We start from the raw sequence: 19,217 nt of genomic DNA, 5'->3' as shown, positions 1-19,217 counted from the left end.
CAAAAATGAAAAATATATTCAGACATAAATTCACCAAAGTATTATTAAGTGCTTCACTTTTAGTGGCTTTTGGCTGTCAGAGAGAAATCAACGAGCTTGAAACGGCAGAATATCCTAAAAATCCGGAAGTTTTTATGGATGCCTTCAGTTCAGGGTTAAATTATTCCGCCTTCGGAGGATCCGATGTAAAAGCATTTGATGTAGACACACAGGTAAAATATTCAGGAACCACTTCCATGAAATTTGCCGTTCCGGATTACGGAAGTCCCGAAGGAGCTTATGCAGGAGGATCTTTTTACACCTCTGTAGGAAGAGATCTTTCAGATTACAATGCATTAACATTCTGGATCAAAGCGACTCAGGCAGCGAATATAGATATTATCGGTTTTGGAAACGATCTTGGTGAAAACAAATATCAGGTTTCCCTTTCTGCGCTTCCGGTAAATACCAACTGGAAAAAAGTAATCATCCCGATTCCTGATCCTTCAAAATTAAAAATGGAAAAAGGAATGTTTTTCTATTCCGAAGGTCCCGAAAACAACAAAGGATATACCTTTTGGGTAGATGAGGTGAAATTTGAAAAACTCGGAACCATTTCCTATCAGTCCGCATCTATCCTGAACGGAAGCAACAAAACGATTACCTCTTTTGTAGGCGTTAATAATAAAATAGACGGACTTACTGCTTCTTACAGTATGCCCAACGGAGCAACACAGGCAGTGAACCTTACGCCGTATTATTTCAACTTTAAAACTTCCAATGCAGCGGTAGCTTCGGTAGACCAGCTTGGAAATGTAAGTACAGTAGGATCCGGTTCTTCTGTTATTACCGCAACTTTAGGAAGCAATACGGCAACAGGAAGCCTTACCATTAATTCCTCAGGAAATTTTGTTCATGCACCTGTACCGACACAGACAGCAAATAATGTCATCTCTATTTTCAGCGATAAATACACCAATGTTCCGGTGGATTATTACAACGGATATTGGGCTCCTTATCAAACGACACAATCAGCAGATTTTACGGTAAATAATGACCATGTGCTTAACTATACCAACTTTAATTTTGTGGGAATCCAGATGACTTCACCTACTGTAAATGCATCATCCATGTCACATTTACGCATGGATATGTACTTACCGAATGCTGTAGCGGCAGGATCATCTTTTACCATAAAAGTAGCAGACTTCGGAGCAGATGGAGTATATGGAGGAACTGATGATAAAACAGGGCAGTACACCGTAAATACCGCTTCATTACAAAGTCAGAGCTGGATCAGTCTGAATATTCCCATTACAGCAATTACAGGGTTAACAACGAAAGCGCATATCGGTCAGATAATTTTTGAAGGAGCCAATATTTCTAATTTTTATGCAGATAATATTTACTTCTACAACGACGGAAGCATAATTCCTGCAACGCCTACTGCGGCTGCACCTCTACCAACTCATGCTGCGGCAAGCGTTCTTTCAGTTTTCAGTGATGCTTATACAAATGTTGCGGGTACAGATTTTAATCCGAACTGGGGACAGGCTACACAGGTTTCCCAGACTCCGATAGCAGGAAACAATACCCTGAAATATGCAGGACTAAACTATCAGGGAACTCAGTTTGCAAGTCCGCTTAACGCTTCATCCTACGGATTCATTCATATAGATTATTATACCGCTAATTCTACAAATTTAAAATTCTATTTAATCAGTCCCGGTCCTGTAGAAACGCCGTATACTTTATCTGTACCTTCGGGAATTGGGATCAATACCAATGGCTGGAAAAGTGTAGACATTCCGCTGTCTTCCTTCTCACCGGTTGTACTCAGCAACATCATTCAATTCAAAGTAGACGGAAACGGAGATATTTTCTTTGATAATATTTATTTCCATAACTAAAATTTTAAAAGAACAATTATGAAATATTTACATAAAAATAAAATTTTAAAACTTCTGGCTGTTCCTGCATTTTTGTTTTCGATGAGTTCATGCGATCAGGAATCGGTACAAACGCTTCCCGACAGAAACTTTGAGATGGTCTGGAGTGACGAATTCAACGGTACCGCAGGAAGCCTTCCGGATAATAAAAAATGGACATTCGATTTAGGAACCGGAGATAACGGATGGGGAAATCAGGAATTGCAGTCGTATACCAATTCCACCAATAATGTTTCTTTAGACGGAAATGGAAATTTAGTAATCACCGCAAGAAAAAACGGAAACGCTTTCACTTCGGCAAGAGTAAAAACACAGGGACTTTTTTCTCATGCTTACGGAAAAATAGAAGCAAGAATCAAAACACCTTATGGTCCCGGAATCTGGCCAGCTTTCTGGATGTTGGGCGATAATATCAATACTGTTTCATGGCCTCAGTGTGGCGAAATAGACATCATGGAACTGAAAGGGCATATCCCGAATGTCGTATACGGAACCCTTCACGGTCCCGGATATTCAGGAGGAAATGCAAAAACAAAAGCCTATGGATTACAAAATGCCAGATTCGATCAGGACTTCCATGTCTTTGGAGTAGAATGGCAGGAAAACCAGATAGACTTTTTTGTAGACGGATACCTTTATCATCGCGTAAAATCTTCGGATGTTTCAGGAGAGTGGGTGTATAATCATCCTTTTTTCCTGATTCTTAACGTGGCAGTCGGTGGAAACTTTGTAGGATTTCCAACGGACGGAACCTCTTTCCCTCAAAGTATGTACATCGATTATGTAAGAGTTTACAAAGCAAAATAAAATTTTAAACCACTCAAACCTTACAGGCTTTCAAAACCTGTAAGGTTTCCCGAAAACAAGACTCTCAAAACATTTCAACGAAGGAAATTTTTCCTTCGGAAGGGCTTTACAAACCAATTTTAAAAATAATTCATCAAAATTTCATTAATGCAATCCACGATTTCCCATATCGAATCCTCTTTAGAAACTGTAAAAATCAACCACGAAGTTTTTTTTAAAATCTCCGATGCAGAATCGTTGCGTCCGTTTTTTATGACCATCGTAAGCGATTCCAATCATTGGATGTTCGTTTCCAGCAATGGCGGACTTTCTGCAGGGAGAAAAAACTCAGAATTTGCCCTTTTTCCGTACTACACCGATGATAAAATCACCGAATCGGCAGAAATTACCGGAAGCAAAACGATGGTTCAGATTCATAAAAAAGAGGAAATTCTTGTTTGGGAACCTTTTTCCGTTCGCAATGAAGCGCAATTTCACACTTCGAGAAATGTCTATAAAAACGAATTTGGAAACAAGATTATTTTTGAAGAAATCAACCACGATTTAGCACTCGCTTTTTCTTATGAATGGAACAACAGCAGCGAATTTGGGTTCATCAAAAAATCAAAAATCAAAAATTTAGCGACTGGAAATCAATATATAACCGTTTTAGACGGACTGCAAAATATTTTACCGTACGGAATCGGAAGCGATTTGCAAAACCGTGTCAGCAATTTGGGCGATGCATACAAACGCACCGAACTCGATCAAAAATCCGGACTCGGAATTTTCGCATTAAGTGCCATTATTGTGGATAAAGCAGAACCAAGTGAAGCCTTGAAAGCAAACACCGTTTTTTCCATTGGCACAGAAAATCCAACGTATTTGCTGTCTTCACTTCAGTTGAAAAATTTCAGAAAAGGCGAAAAAATTATACAGGAAAACGATATTAAAGGCGAAAAAGGAGCCTATTTTATTCAGCAGGAATTAGCATTAAACACAAATGATGAGAAAGAATGGTGGTTTATCGCCAATGTTAATCAGTCTCAATCCAATGTAATCGGTTGGATTGAACGCATTAAAAACGAAAAAAATCTTGCTGAAAAAATCCAGAACGATATTGATTTAGGCACTGAAAATCTCAAAAAACTAGTCGCGTCTGCCGATGGATTGCAGTTTACCAACGACGATCTGCGAGACAGCCGACATTTTTCCAACACGTTGTTCAATATAATGCGTGGCGGAATTTTTGATGACAATTACACCATAGAAAAGTGGGATTTTTCCAAATATTTAGAAAAAGCGAATCAAAATATATTCAATCATTCAAAAGAAATTTTAAATAATCTTCCAGAAAAATTTAGTCTTTTTGAATTAAATGAATCGTTAAAAAATACAGAAGATGCTGATTTCATAAGATTGGCTAAAGAATATTTACCGCTCAAATTTTCCCGCCGTCACGGCGATCCTTCCCGTCCCTGGAACAAATTTTCCATCAATACCAGAAGTGAAATCAACGGTTCTAAAATCCTCGATTATGAAGGAAACTGGAGAGATATTTTCCAGAATTGGGAAGCTTTGGCGCATTCGTATCCGTATTTTATCGAAGGAATGATTTTTAAATTCCTGAATGCAACGACTTTTGACGGTTACAATCCGTACCGGGTAACCAAAGACGGTTTCGATTGGGAAACCATAGAAGCCGACGATCCTTGGAGCTACATTGGTTACTGGGGCGATCATCAGATTATTTATCTGTTGAAATTTTTAGAATTTGCCGAAAATTATTTCCCAAATTCTTTAGAAACACTTTTAGACAAAGAATATTTCGTGTATGCAAATGTTCCGTACAAAATAAAATCCTACACCGAAATCTTGGAAAATCCGAAAGATACCATTGATTTTGATTTCGATTTGGATTCAACAATTCACGAAAGAAGAAAAGAAATCGGAGCAGACGGTGCTTTGCTCTGTGACGAAAACGGAGACGTTTTGAAGGTGAATTTCACCGAAAAAATACTCGCAACCGTTCTCGCCAAATTATCCAATTTCATTTTGGAAGGTGGCATCTGGATGAACACGCAACGTCCGGAATGGAACGATGCCAATAACGCTTTGGTTGGAAACGGCGTTTCGATGGTGACGCTGTATTACTTAAGAAGAATGATGAAATTCTTCCAGGCTGTTTTTGAAAATTCGGCTTTGGAAAACGTACAAATCTCCAGCGAACTGGTCGATTTTTACAAAAAAATACGAGAAGGTTTTCTGGAAAATCTTCATTTGTTGGAAGGAAATATCAGCAACGAAGACCGCAAAAAAATCCTCGATGTATTCGGAGAAGCCGCTTCGGAATACCGAAATCACGTTTATCAGAAAGGATTTTGGGGTAAAAAACGAACCGTTTCTTTGGAAGGTTTAAGAAGATTTACCAACCTTTCGTTACAGTTTTTGGAACATTCCATCAAAGCCAACGAAAGAAAAGACGGTTTGTATCACGCGTATAATTTGATGACTTCTAACGAAAAATCGGTGGCGGTTTCGTATCTCAGCGAAATGTTGGAAGGACAAGTTGCGGTGTTGAGTTCTCAATTTTTAAGTTCAAATGAAGCGTTGAAAGTTTTGGATGCGCTGAAAAATTCGGCTTTGTTCAGGGAGGATCAATACAGCTATTTACTCTATCCGAACAAGCAATTGAAAGGCTTTTTAGAAAGAAACAGCATTCCGGAAAATTTAGTGCAGCAATCAGCATTGCTTCAAAATTTGGTTTCCGAAAAAAACACCCAAATCATCGAAAAAGATGTGTTAGGAAATTATCATTTCAATGGAAATTTCAAAAATGCAGGAGATCTAGAATCAGCTTTAGATGATTTAAAGGTTGAAAATCAGGAAAAAGCCTTGATTTTAGGAATTTTTGAAGAAGTTTTTAATCATAAAGAATTTACAGGAAGAAGCGGAACGTTCTACGGTTACGAAGGTTTAGGCTCCATTTATTGGCATATGGTTTCCAAATTATTGTTAGCCGTAATGGAAGTTTGCCAAAAAGCCATCAATGAAAATGCTTCACCAGAAACGGTGGGAAGATTACTGGAACATTTCTACGAAATCAACGAAGGAATCGGCGTTCACAAATCTCCAGAATTGTACGGCGCATTTCCAACCGATGCCTATTCGCACTCTCCATTTGGAAAAGGCGCACAGCAACCGGGAATGACGGGACAGGTAAAAGAAGACTTGCTGAGCCGTTTCGGAGAATTGGGGATCTTGGTAAAATACGGACAATTGCAGTTTAAGCCCGATTTATTAAGAAAAGAAGAGTTCTTAACCGAAGAAAAAACCATCGAATATTTTGATGTGAAATCCAATGCTTCATCACTGAAATTACCCGAAAATTCCTTGTTTTTTACCAAGTGTGAAGTTCCGGTAATCTATGAAATTTCGGAAACCGAAAGCGTAGAAATTTTTAATGAACAATGCGAAGCAAAAATAGAGAACAGTTTAACCGTCAATCAAGAAGACTCCGCGAACATCTTCAAAAGAAACGGAAAAATCTCTTTGATTAAAGTGAAAATTAGAAAAGAACAGTTGAAATAATGAAAAAATTTCAATGATTAATGAAATTATTCCGTGTAATACCAATTCTTATTTTGACCTATTTAATGTCATGTAACAGTATGCAAAACACAATCAAACATAAAAGTGCATCCGAAATTTTGGGAAATCCCGATTATTTAGCGATGTCTTACGGTGGTTACCGAACCAATTCCAGAAGAGTGCAACCTACCGTTTCGCAGTTGAAAGAAGATATGAAAATTCTTTCGGCGATGGGTGTGAAAATCATCAGAACGTATAATGTGCATCTTCCGGAAGCCGTAAATGTGCTGAAAGCGATTAAAGAATTGCGTCAGGAAAATCCTGAATTTGAAATGTATGTAATGCTCGGCGCGTGGATCGACTGTAAAAATGCGTGGACAGGTTTTGAACCCAATCACCACGAAGAAAGCGAAAGAAACGCTTCGGAAATGGCACACGCCGTAGAATTGGCGAACGAATATCCGGAAATCATTAAAGTGATTGCAGTAGGAAACGAAGCGATGGTAAAATGGGCAACCGCCTACTACGTGCAGCCTTCCGTGATTTTGAAATGGGTAAATCATTTGCAGGAATTAAAGAAAAAGGGTGAATTGCCGAAAGATTTATGGATTACCAGTTCCGACAATTTTGCAAGTTGGGGCGGTGTCGACAAAGAATATCACACTAAAGAGCTCAATGAGTTGATAAAAGCAGTGGATTATATTTCGATGCACACCTATCCGATGCACGACACGCATTACAATCCCATTTTTTGGGGAATTTCGGAAGAGGAATTTCAGTTTTCCAAAGAAAAACAATTGGATTTGGCGATGAATCGCTCCGTGAATTATGCAAAATCACAGTACAATTCGGTGAAAAAGTATATGCAGAGTTTAGGCGTAGATAAACCAATTCATATTGGAGAAACCGGTTGGGCAACATTTTCCAATGAGTTGTACGGAAGTAACGATTCTAAAGCAGTAGATGAATACAAAGCCGGAATTTTCTACCATAAAATGAGAGATTGGACAAATGAAGCGGGAATTTCTTGTTTCTATTTCGAAGCCTTCGATGAACCTTGGAAAGATGCCGGAAATTCAGGTGGTTCGGAAAATCATTTCGGATTGTTTACCGTCGACGGAAATGCAAAATATGCAGTTTGGTATTTGGTGGATGAAGGTGCGTTTAAAAAACTAAAACGAGACGGAAATACCATTCAGAAAACCTTTAACGGAAATCTGAAACGATTGTTAGATTCTGTGGAAATGCCTCCACACCGCGAATTTGAGAAACAATTGTTGGAAACGAAATGATGATTTTCAGATGATTCAAAAAGGTAATGCTCTCGCAGATTTAGCTAATTGGGCAGATTTATTTAAACTTTTTTAATCTGCGAAATCTGTATAATCTGCGAGATAAAAAACATTTGGAAAAAAATCCAAAAATATGAAAACAAAAATCCTACATATCGCCTTAATAACCAGTTTGATGATGAGTTGTCAATCTCAAAAATCGTGGAAGACAGACATCTACGAAACCTCTGCAAGTGGAAATCAATTAACCAAAATTGATGCGGTAAAACCTGTTGAAAATTCAATTAAAATTAAACTCAATCCCGAACAGAAATTCCAAAAAATTACGGGATTTGGTGGTGCTTTTACCGAAAGTTCTGCGTATTTGCTCAACAAATTAAGCAAGGAAAACAGGGAAAAAGTATTGCAATTGTATTTTGGGGAAGATGGCGCCAATTATTCTTTAACCAGAATCACGATTGCCTCTTGCGATTTTTCTCTGAAAAATTACACCTACGCTCCGGTTGCGGATGATAAAGAACTAAAACATTTTTCGGTGAAGGAAGATATGGATGATTTGGTTCCGATGATTAAAGAAGCGCAGAAAATTTCAAAAAACGGGTTTAAAATACTGGCTTCACCGTGGACTTCACCGCCTTGGATGAAAGATAACAATGCGTGGATCAACGGAAAATTATTGCCGCAATACAGCGAAACCTTTGCACTCTATTTTTCAAAATATTTAACCGAATATAAAAAACTGAGCATTCCGATCTGGGGAATTACCGTAATCAACGAACCCCATGGAAACGGCGGAAACTGGGAAAGTATGTTGTTTACCCCAAAAGAAATGACCGATTTCGTGGAAAATTTCTTAGGTCCGAAATTAGAAAAAGACGGCTACGGAAACGTAAAAATTTTCGGCTACGACCAAAACCGTTCTGAACTTAAAAACTGGGTAGACGAAATGTACCGCTCCGAAAAATCTTCCAAATATTTTGCAGGAACAGCCATTCATTGGTACGACAGCACCTATAAAATTTTTGAAGACGAGCTGCAATATGCACATCAGAAAAATCCTTCAAAACATTTGATTCAAACTGAAGCTTGTATAGACGGCGATATTCCGAAATGGAAAGATGATTCGTGGTATTGGAGCGCAGAAGCGACAGATTGGGGATTTGACTGGGCGAAAGAAGAAGAAAAATATCTGCATCCGAAATACGTTCCGGTTTTCCGTTACGCAGGAGACATCATCGGTTGCTTGAACAATCAGGTAGATGGCTGGATCGATTGGAATATGGTTTTGGATAAAAACGGCGGTCCGAACTGGTTTAAAAACTGGTGTGGCGCACCGATTTTGGTAGATCCCGAAAAAGACGAAGTGTATGTGACGCCTTTATACTACACGATGGTGCATTTCAGCAAATTTATTCGTCCCGAAGCCGTAAGAATTGGTTTTGAAAATACGGATAAAGAATTGCAAGTAACAGCCGCTAAAAATCCCGACGGTTCAGTTGCGGTGGTAGTTTTCAATCCATCGGAACAGGCAAAAAATATCGAAATTTCCTTAGAAAATCAAAAAATTCCGGTTCGCATCAGTGCAAAAGCACTGCAAACGGTTCATTTAACTTTTTAATTAAAAAAACACACAAGAAAAATGGCAGATCAAATCAAAAAATCAGCGAATAAAGTTCCAATCGGTCAGAAGGTCGCTTTTGGGTTGGGAATGTTGGCGAACCAGATGTTTCCTGCAATGATCGGGATTTTCACCGTTGTATTGGTAGAGAAACTCGGCTTTAGCGGATTTTTGTTAGGCTTAACCTACTTTATTCCCAAGTTTTATGATGCTTTGTTTGATTTGATTATGGGATACGTAAGCGATAATACCAAATCCCAATGGGGAAGAAGAAGACAGTATGTTTTAGCAGGAGCTATTATTTTAGGGATTTCGTTTGCTTTAATGTGGCAGTTGTATGCTGAAAATGGCGTTACGTACAATTTTTGGTACTTTTTGGTGGTTTCACTTATTTTTTATTCAGGATTAACCATCTTCAGTATTCCTTATGTAGCAATGGGTTACGAAATGAGCGACGATTTCCATGAGCGTACCAATATTATGGCGACTTCTCAGTTGATTGGTCAGTTAGCTTGGGTGGTTGCACCTTGGTTTTGGGTAATCATGGCAGATCAGTCCTTATTTCCATCCAGTGATGTTGCGGTGAGAACTCTGGCGGTTTATGTTGCTATTGGTTGTGCCATTTTAGCGGCAATTCCGGCATTTTTTATTCCGAGCAAATCGACACTCCACGAAAACTACAGCCCGATTGATTTGAAAGGAATTTTAGGAAGTTTCGGCGAAATAAAAGAAGGATTGAAAGCTTCGGTAGAAATTAAACCGTTCAGAAAAATATGTATTGCCACTTTTTTAATATTTAATGCATTTCAGACTACAGCCGGATTTTCCTACTTCATCATCAAATATTATTTGTTCAAAGGAAATGAAGAGGGATTTGGATTATGGCCCACTTTATTCGGGAGTGTAGGCGCAATTATTACAACCGTTGCAGTCATTCCTATCGTGGCAAGAATGTCGAAACTAATGGGGAAGAAGAAAGCATTTTTGGTTTCTCAGGGTATTTCAATCGTTGGTTATATTTTACTGTATTTACTTTTCGTTCCGGGCAAACCGTATCTGTTTTTGTTTGCGTTGCCGTTTTTCTCCTTCGGAATCGGGAGTTTGTTTACCTTAATGATGTCGATGACTTCGGATGTAATCGATATTGATGAGCTCAACACAGGAAAAAGAAGAGAAGGAAGTTTAGGCGCCATTTATTGGTGGATGGTAAAATTCGGAACCGCTGTTGCGGGATTATTAAGTGGGATGATTCTTTCTCTGGTCGCTTTTCAATCCAATGCCGCTACACAAACCGATGAAACGATGTTTTGGTTAAGAATTTTCTTTGTTGGAATTCCGATTCTTGGAACTTTGACTGCCATTTGGACTATGAAAAATTATGATGTAGATGAAGCCAAAGCCAGAGAAGTAAGAGATTTGTTAGAAAAAAGAAAAGCCCCAAAACCTTCAGGATACGGTGCCAATAATGTTTTAGAAGGAATGAACCTTGCCGGACTTTCCAGACTGCAATTGCAACAGAAATTCCCACAATATTATTTTCCAACTTTCGATTATACAAATGTTGAAGGTATAAAAACCGAATTTTCAACGGTTTTCAAAGCAGGAATGACCGGAATTTGTTTCAGCGTTTTTACCGAAAAACAATTTCCGGGAGACTTCATCACCGAAGAGCAAATCAGAAAACGCCTCGAAGTATTAAAACCTCATACGCAATGGATCAGGGTATTTTCTTCCACCCACGGACACGAAAATATCCCGAAAATCGCCAAAGAAATGGGCTTCAAAATATTAATGGGAGCTTGGATTGGCAAAGATGAAACCGAAAATCAGCAGGAAATTCAGTCTTTAATTCAATTGATCAAAGAAGGAAATGTAGATATCGCCGCCGTTGGAAACGAAGTGCTTTTCCGTGGCGACCAAAACGAAGAAACTTTATTGGGTTACATTCAACAAGTTAAAAATCAAACGCTGAATGTTCCTGTAACGTATATTGATGTGTATTACGAAATCATCAATCACCCGAAATTGATTTCTGCAAGCGATAAAATTTTAATCAATTGTTATCCTTTCTGGGAAGGCGCATCCATAGACCACGCCGGAATGTATTTGCAGGAAATGTATCATCAAACCCAAAAAATCGCAGGTGGAAAAGAAATCATCATCGCAGAAACCGGTTGGCCGAGTAAAGGCGAAGCGGTACAACATGCAGAACCATCTCCCGAACATCTGATGAGATACTTTGTCGAAGCGCAAAAATGGACATCAAAAGAACAAATCAACCTGTTTTATTTCTCTTCTTTCGATGAATCTTGGAAAATTCATTACGAAGGTTGGGCAGGAACTTCGTGGGGATTGTGGGATGCCAATTAAAATTTCAAATTTTAAAAAAGACACAAGACTAAAAGACAGGAAATGCTAGACTAAATCATCATTTATCAATCATCATTTATCATTTATCATTTATCACAACTATAATCTAAGAACATGTCATACAGAGCAGAGCTGTATTTATCCTTACCCAAGCAAAATCAGGATAATTACATCAAAGGAAAAACCGAAACCGAAAAAAAAGATTTGTTCAGAGAAATTCTGTACAACGGCGTTCACGGCTTTTGTTTCAGTTTATATGAAGACGGACAAAAACCCGGCGACATCATTTCCGAAGAACAGGTTCGCCGAAGAATGGAAATCCTGAAACCGCACACTTCGTGGGTTCGCTCGTTTTCCTGCACCGAAGGCAACGAACATATCCCGAAAATCGCCAAAGAATTCGGAATGAAAACCTTGGTCGGAGCTTGGTTGGGCGACGATCCCGAAATCAACGAAAGAGAAGTGGAAGGATTGATAAAACTTGCCAAAGAAGGTTTTGTAGACATTGCAGCAGTCGGAAATGAAGTAATGTACCGAAAAGATTTGTCCGAAGACGAGTTGCTGGATTTCATCAACCGAGTAAAAAAAGAAATCCCCAAAATTCCAGTAGGCTATGTAGATGCTTATTACGAATTCACCATAAAACCAAGAATTACCGAAGCTTGCGACGTTATTTTAGCGAACTGTTATCCATTTTGGGAAAGCTGTCCCGCCGAAAATTCGCTCAATTATATGAAGCAAATGTACTATCAGGCAAAACAGGCAGCCAACGGAAAACCCGTTATCATTTCCGAAACAGGTTGGCCAAGTAAAGGCGAAGAACTAAAAGGCGCTTTTCCATCAGAAAAAAATGCGCTCGATTATTTCATCAATACCCAATTGTGGTGTATGGACGAGGAAATCGACTGTTTCTACTTTTCCTCTTTCGATGAAAGTTGGAAAGTCGGTCCCGAAGGCGAAGTCGGCGCACATTGGGGAATTTGGGACAAACACGAGAAGTTGAAGTATTGAGGAGTTTTGGTTGATGGTTGTCGGTTAATGGAAGTTTTATTTGGGCAGCTTAATCCACCTGAAGTTTATCCTGAGCCAGTCGAAGGGTTCCCATTTTTTTTCTTTTCCGTTGCCTGAGCGAAGTCGAAGGCAACGAAAAAGAAAAAGAGCTCCAATCAAGTCGGGCTGCAAGAAATTCGAGGTTTAAAAAATATAGACTTGTTTAATCTATAATTTAAAATCTATAATCTAAAATTTAAAAAAATATTATGATCAAAAAATTACACCATATCGTTCTACTCCTTTTCAGCACACTCTATTTGGCGCAGGTCGATGTCGTGTACAATGATCTGGTTTGGTCCGACGAATTTTCCACCAACGGAGCGGTTGACAATGTCAAATGGTTTCATCAGACGCAATTACCAGTTGCAGGAGGTTGGTATAATAATGAGCAACAACATTATACGAATTCAATTACAAATTCTTTCACCAACAATGGCGAACTGAATATTGTTGCCAAAAAAGAAGTGTTTACCGATCAAGGATTTACCAAAAATTATACTTCAGCGCGTCTCAATTCAAAATTTGCTTTTAAATATGGCAGAGTAGATGTACGAGCAAAAGTCCCAAAAAATCAGGGAACGTGGCCTGCAATATGGCTTTTAGGAAAAAATGTGAATGAACCGGGTGGTTATTTCGCTTCTACTTTCGGAAATACCAATTGGCCGGCTTGCGGAGAAATCGATATGATGGAATACGGAATTTTCCCTTCTGCTCCTGATAACTTTATTCAAAGTACTTTGCACACGCCGTCTTCGTCAGGAAATTCTGTCAACCATGGCGGAATGTTGGCATCATCGGATATTACCGCCAATTATCATATTTATTCGATGAACTGGTCGCCGAATCAAATTACGTTTTTGCTGGATGGAGTAGCGTATTATACCTATAATCCTTCAGTAAAAAATGCATCAACCTGGCCTTTTGATAAAGAACAGTATCTGCTGCTTAATATTGCAATGGGCGGTGTTGCAGGAACTATTCCTTCCACATTTACCGATGCTTCGATGATTATTGATTATGTGAGAGTCTATCAAAACACTACTCCGGACACGGTTGCGCCTACCAATTTTACGGCAACTGTTGGAGCAGTAACCAGCGATTCCGTAGAATTATTACTAAATGCAACCGATAATTTTGGAGCGATTACCTATCAGATTTCGGGTGGTGCAACGCAAACGGTTTACGGTACATCAGGAATACCGAAATCTGTGATAATTTCAGGTTTGAGTCCAACAACCAGCTATACATTTACGGTTTCAGCAAGCGATGCTGCGGGAAATACCGCTGCCAATAATCCCATCACGGTAAATGCAACCACTCTTTCCAATATCAATACCGCTTGCAGCGGAACCTCTACTTTAGCTTCGCAGGGCGCGTTTTCTACCGGATACAAATACGACTTCCAAACCATTGGAACCGATGTGAAAATTACGTTTGAACTTTTAGATACTGATAAAACAGGTGTTGTAGCGTATTTATGGAAACAAACTCCTTTTACAGAAACTCCAATGACCAATGTTTCCGGAAAGAAATTTTCGAGTACCATTACAGGACAAACCGCGGGTTCTCCCATTAATTATGCGGTGAAGTTTGCCTACGCAGGAGGAATGTCGGTGACCAAATATTATTCTTACGTAGTTGGTGATGCGTGTATTTCTCTGGGAGTTACAGATTTTTTAAAAGCCAAAGAACTGCTTTATCCCAATCCTGTTGAAAATATCCTGAATCTGAAATTACCTGAAAACAAAAATATGGTTACACTTTATGATTTTTCAGGGAAGAAACTTTTTGAAAAAAATGTGGGGACGACTTTGGATTTAGATTTTAGTTCCTTTACGGCAGGTACTTATTTAATCAGAATTGAAAATTCCAAAGGAGCCAATACGTATAAAATCGTAAAAAAATAAGACAAAAAACGATTCGCGATTTTTAAGAATATCATTTCTGAAAATTAAAGATCAACAATAATACTAATTTTTAAAACTTTATAAAGATGAAAAATTTATCTCTTTTTCTAATGCTTTTGGCATTTAGTTTTGGCTTTTCTCAGCCAACAACTAATGCACCGACACCTACAAAAGCCGCCGCGGATGTGATTTCTATATTCAGTGATGCGTATACGAATGTAGCTACTAATTACAGCCCTTATTGGGGACAAAATCCCCCGGTAACTGTAAACCCTAACTTTGTAGCCGTTTCTGGTTCCGGAAATAGTATATTGGCTTATACCAATTTCAATTATCAGGGAACCGAACTCACTACTCAGAATGCAGCTTCTATGGAATATCTTCATATTGATGTATGGACAAACACCGCAGGAGCTGTTCTTAAAGTTTCGCCCATCAACAATGGAACGGGCGCCAGTGAATTTTTGGTGAATGTTCCTCTTACGAATGCAGGATGGAGCAGTGTGGATTTGCCAAAATCTGCATTTACGGGAATGACCTGGAATTCTGTTTTTCAGCTAAAATTTGACGGACAGTCAGGAACAAACCCATCTAATATTTATTTAGATAACATCTATTTCTGGAAAAATCCCATAAATCCGGCGGCAGATGCTACTTTAAGCGATTTAAAAGTAAACGGAACCACTGTTTCAGGGTTCAGTTCTGCGATTCTTTCCTATACATTGGAATATCCGCAGGGTACAACGGCGGTTCCGCAAATTACTGCTGCTACAACCACCAATGCAAGCGCAACAAAAGTCATTACTCAGTCATCGGCAATTCCGGGTACGGCAACTGTTCTGGTAACCTCACAAAACGGATTGGTAACCAAAACATACACGGTAAATTATGTGGTTTCAGGACCTAATGTTGCTGCGCCAACTCCTCCTGCGAGAGCTGCGACAGACGTTATTTCCATGTTCAGTAATGCTTATGCCAATATTCCTATTGATGCATGGTCTGCGGTTTGGGACGATTCCAGTATTTCTGATATTCAGGTATCGGGAAATGATACTAAAAAAATTATTTTCACTAATTTCCTGGGAGTGGATTTTAGCGGAGCCGGACATCATATCAATGCAACTAATTTCACCCATTTCCATATGGATATCTGGATCGACAATAGTGTGGATATGGTAGGAAAAGTATTCAATCTCAAACTTTCACAATGGGGAGGAACTTCCGGAGAGGTTTCTGCACTGGAACTTCCGCTTAATACAGGAAGTACACCGGCTTTGGTAAAAGGACAATGGCTTTCTATCGATGTTCCGTTGAGCAGTTGGACGAATAATGCTGCAAGAAATGATATCGCCCAGTTTGTGATTACTTCCAATATCGGAACGGTTTATTTTGATAATCTCTATTTTCATAAAGCTACAGTATTGGGAACCAATGAAACTACCGTTTCCAAAAGCTTGAGAGTTTATCCTAATCCTGCGAATGTTGGTGAAACAATTACGGCAGAAAGTAAAGTAAAAACGATCGAAGTGTATACTTTATCGGGACAAAAAGTAAAGAGTGAGAACTCAAATACCATATCCACACAAGGATTTGCTAAAGGAATGTATATTTTGAAAACCACGACAGATAAAGGGGAAGTTCAGTCTTCAAAAGTTATTGTGAAATAATTAAAATTAACAATAAATAATTAGACGTCCGTTGAAAAAAACGGACGTTTTTTTCTTAAATTTTATCTATATTTGAGTAGAATGCTGAAATACTTTTTTGTTTACTTTTTACTGTTCCTGAGTTTTTTTTCTAATGCACAGAGCATTTTAGAAAAAGGAATGCCCTTTGTGCAGAATTATCTGCCCGAAAGCTATGGAAATCACGGTAAAATCTGGGATATTAAATCGGCAAAAAACGGCATGATCTACATGGCTTCCGAAGACGGGCTTCTGGAGTTTGATGGTAAAACATGGGGACATTTTAAAAGTTACCGTGGCTATACAAGATCTTTATATGTTGCCAATGATTCTACCATTTACGCTGGAGCGGATATGGATTTTGGGATCTGGAAAAGAAATAAATTCAGAAAATTCACTTTTACTTCGCTGTATCCTTTCAAAAAGAAAATAGGTGGCGTTAATGAGGAGTTTTGGGGAACATATCAGATTAAAAATCAGATGGTTTTTGTATCTCATCAAAACATTTATATACGTTCGGAAAAAAAACTCACCAAATTTTCTGCAAAATCCAGATTTTCCAATAGTTTCTTCGTCAACGGAAGATTGTTTCTTGCCGATGAAAAAAAAGGACTCTTTGAGTACGACGGAATACAGTTGAAACTCCTGTTTTCTTATCCCGATAAGAGCTCTTTGGATGTAAGCGGTGTTTTTTTTAACGGAAATTCTCTACGCATCATTACTAAAGATAAAGGAATTTTTGAATGGAATAACGGCAGACTTATCCCTATTCAGCTTGAAGTTTCTTCAGTGCTTATCAAAAACAAAGTTTTCAGTTTCATTACTTTGGGGACACAGTATTACGCTTTCGGAACTATACTGGACGGAATATACATTACGGATCTGAACGGAAAAATCATTCAGCACATTAACAAAAGCAAAGGCTTGCCTAATAATACCGTTTTGTGCATGAATTACCAAAAAAGCGGTAAACTGTGGCTCGGTCTGGATTATGGAATCTCTTCTGTAGATATTCAAAATCATATTACCTATTTTTACAGTCAGGATGATGATTTCGGGACGGGTTACACAGCAGCTTTTAAAGACGATACTTTCTTTTTAGGTTCTAATCAAGGATTGTATTTTACAGACTGGAATGAAATGGGAAATTCGGGATCCGGCAATTTTTTACGAATGGTAGAAGGATCGGAAGGACAGGTTTGGACGCTTAAAAATATTGACGGAAATCTGTATTGCGGTCACGATAAAGGACTTTTTATTCTGGAGAAAAACAGTTTAAAAAAAGTTAATAATGAATATGGCGTTTCTGCAATTACCCCTTTCAGGAAAGATTATGTTTTAACAGGAAACTATTCTGGAATTTTCGTTTACAAAAAAGAAAACAATACACTCAAATTCATAAAAAAGCTGAATTTAATTGTAGGAGCGGTAAGTCAGATTGAAGTGGAAAATGATCATACAATCTGGATCAATATTCCTAATTACGGGATCTTGCGGACAACCGTTGATGCCAGTTTTAACGCGGTTAATCGTCAGATTTTTCCCGATAGTAATTTTAAAGGAAATCTGCCGCATATTTACAATAATAATGGGAAGATAAAAATTGTTACTTCTTCAGAACAGTATGATTTCAGTTATTCAAACAATACATTTTCTCCTGCTTCTGAAAAATTACAGCTCCCGCTTATTAACGGTAAGCTTTCCGGATTTTATATTCCCCAAAAATTATCTGCGGAATATAACTTTTTCCCTATATACAACGGTTTTGCGTTGGAAAAACTGAATTTTCAGGATAAGAACAGGTTCAGTTCCCGGCTTATTTTCACGAAGGCACAGATGTTTAACAATATGGGAAATTTTGATCTGGAAGAAAATCAAAAGCTTCCTTACCGGTTCAATAATCTCCGTTTTGTATTTTCGCTTCCCAACGAAGAAGGAGTAGAATATCAGTACTTTCTGGATGGATTTTCAAAAGACTGGTCTGTCTGGAATTCTGAAAATAAAATAGAGTTTCTTGGTCTCAAAGAAGGAACATACAGCTTTTTGGTAAAAGCTAAAATCGGAAACCAGATATCTGACGTAAAAACATTTACCTTTAGAATCAATCCGCCTTGGTACAGAAGCCTGTATAGTTATGCAGCTTATCTTCTTATGATAGCGGGCTTTTTTTACTTCCTTAAAAAATATCAGGAAAATAAACTGAAAAAACAAAAACTGGAACTTCTGAAAAAAGAGCAGAATGCACTTCGCGAACAGGCAGAAAAGCACAGACAGGAAATGTTTTTTGAAAAACAGCGACAGCTTGAAAATGAGAAAAATAACCTCAAAGAAGAGATCAAAAACAAAACCATAGAACTTGCCACCAAAGCCAAAGAAGATGAAGATAAAAACCGCCTTCTTTCTACCATTAATGAAAAAATACTTGAAATAGAAAATAACCCGAATATTTCTAAAATAAGACTCGGTGAAATCCGCAGAACCCTGAAAACCTATCTGGAAACAGACGATCATACATTCGAAATCCAGATGGATGAACTTCATCAGGAGTTTTTCAAGGCAATGAGGAAGAAATTTCCCAATCTTTCCATATACGATCTGCGTTTATGCGCATACCTTAAAATTGGGCTGAATTCTAAAGAAATGGCAGATATTTTTCAGGTATTGCCTTCCAGTATCAATGTAAGCCGATCCAGACTGAGAAAAAAACTCGGGCTGAAACCGGAAGATGATCTGTTTGATTTTCTGAATAATTTTGAATAGTTTTTCTAAGAAAAATCCATTTATCTACGTCCCGTAATTTTATTTCCAATCCTTTTTTTCTTCTGATTACAATTCGGAGGCTATACTTCTTGTAATAATCATGAAAAAAAATAAAAAAAACACCTGGTTTTATATTGCTTATAATCAATATGTTATGATTTTGCAGTTATAAAATACAACATTTCTTTAAAATTGTTTCCAACGCTTTTCCATTTTTCTGCATCTAT

The 19,217-nt window shown here is 38.1% G+C and carries 10 protein-coding genes; all 10 read left to right on the top strand.

What is annotated here, in order from left to right:
- The first annotated feature begins 5 nt into the window (after window positions 1-5).
- Complete coding sequence (locus BW951_RS11635) at window positions 6-1,889, top strand: carbohydrate binding domain-containing protein (RefSeq protein ID WP_076392933.1); 1,884 nt, start codon at window positions 6-8, stop codon at window positions 1,887-1,889.
- Window positions 1,890-1,907: 18 nt separating this feature from the next.
- Window positions 1,908-2,735: a glycoside hydrolase family 16 protein gene (locus tag BW951_RS11630; protein WP_076392931.1), complete on the top strand. Its 828-nt coding sequence runs from the start codon at window positions 1,908-1,910 to the stop codon at window positions 2,733-2,735.
- Between the two features lie 147 nt (window positions 2,736-2,882).
- The gene (locus BW951_RS11625; RefSeq protein ID WP_076392929.1) at window positions 2,883-6,305 is read left to right on the top strand and encodes a hypothetical protein; all 3,423 of its coding nucleotides are present in this window, start codon (window positions 2,883-2,885) and stop codon (window positions 6,303-6,305) included.
- A gap of 80 nt (window positions 6,306-6,385) precedes the next feature.
- Window positions 6,386-7,597, top strand: a complete 1,212-nt coding sequence (locus tag BW951_RS11620) for a glycosyl hydrolase family 17 protein (protein ID WP_228427543.1) — start codon at window positions 6,386-6,388, stop codon at window positions 7,595-7,597.
- Window positions 7,598-7,730: 133 nt separating this feature from the next.
- The gene (locus tag BW951_RS11615) at window positions 7,731-9,215 is read left to right on the top strand and encodes a glycoside hydrolase family 30 protein (RefSeq protein ID WP_076392925.1); all 1,485 of its coding nucleotides are present in this window, start codon (window positions 7,731-7,733) and stop codon (window positions 9,213-9,215) included.
- A gap of 21 nt (window positions 9,216-9,236) precedes the next feature.
- The gene (locus tag BW951_RS11610) at window positions 9,237-11,585 is read left to right on the top strand and encodes an MFS transporter (protein WP_076392923.1); all 2,349 of its coding nucleotides are present in this window, start codon (window positions 9,237-9,239) and stop codon (window positions 11,583-11,585) included.
- Between the two features lie 114 nt (window positions 11,586-11,699).
- Window positions 11,700-12,596, top strand: a complete 897-nt coding sequence (locus BW951_RS11605) for a glycoside hydrolase family 17 protein (RefSeq protein WP_076392921.1) — start codon at window positions 11,700-11,702, stop codon at window positions 12,594-12,596.
- A gap of 248 nt (window positions 12,597-12,844) precedes the next feature.
- A complete protein-coding gene (locus tag BW951_RS11600) occupies window positions 12,845-14,545 on the top strand; it encodes a family 16 glycosylhydrolase (RefSeq protein WP_084196422.1) in 1,701 nt (566 codons plus the stop codon).
- A gap of 86 nt (window positions 14,546-14,631) precedes the next feature.
- On the top strand, window positions 14,632-16,212 hold the full coding sequence (locus BW951_RS11595) for a T9SS type A sorting domain-containing protein (RefSeq protein ID WP_076392917.1): 1,581 nt from the start codon (window positions 14,632-14,634) through the stop codon (window positions 16,210-16,212).
- Window positions 16,213-16,293: 81 nt separating this feature from the next.
- Window positions 16,294-18,990 carry a helix-turn-helix and ligand-binding sensor domain-containing protein gene (locus BW951_RS11590; RefSeq protein WP_076392915.1) on the top strand — a complete coding sequence of 899 codons (2,697 nt, stop codon included), beginning with the start codon at window positions 16,294-16,296 and terminating at the stop codon, window positions 18,988-18,990.
- Window positions 18,991-19,217: the final 227 nt, after the last annotated feature.

Source organism: Chryseobacterium gambrini, from assembly GCF_900156825.1.
In the GTDB taxonomy this organism is placed as follows: domain Bacteria; phylum Bacteroidota; class Bacteroidia; order Flavobacteriales; family Weeksellaceae; genus Chryseobacterium; species Chryseobacterium gambrini.
The sequence above is the reverse complement of the archived record's forward strand: the minus strand, read 5'-3'. Positions and strand labels throughout refer to the sequence as shown.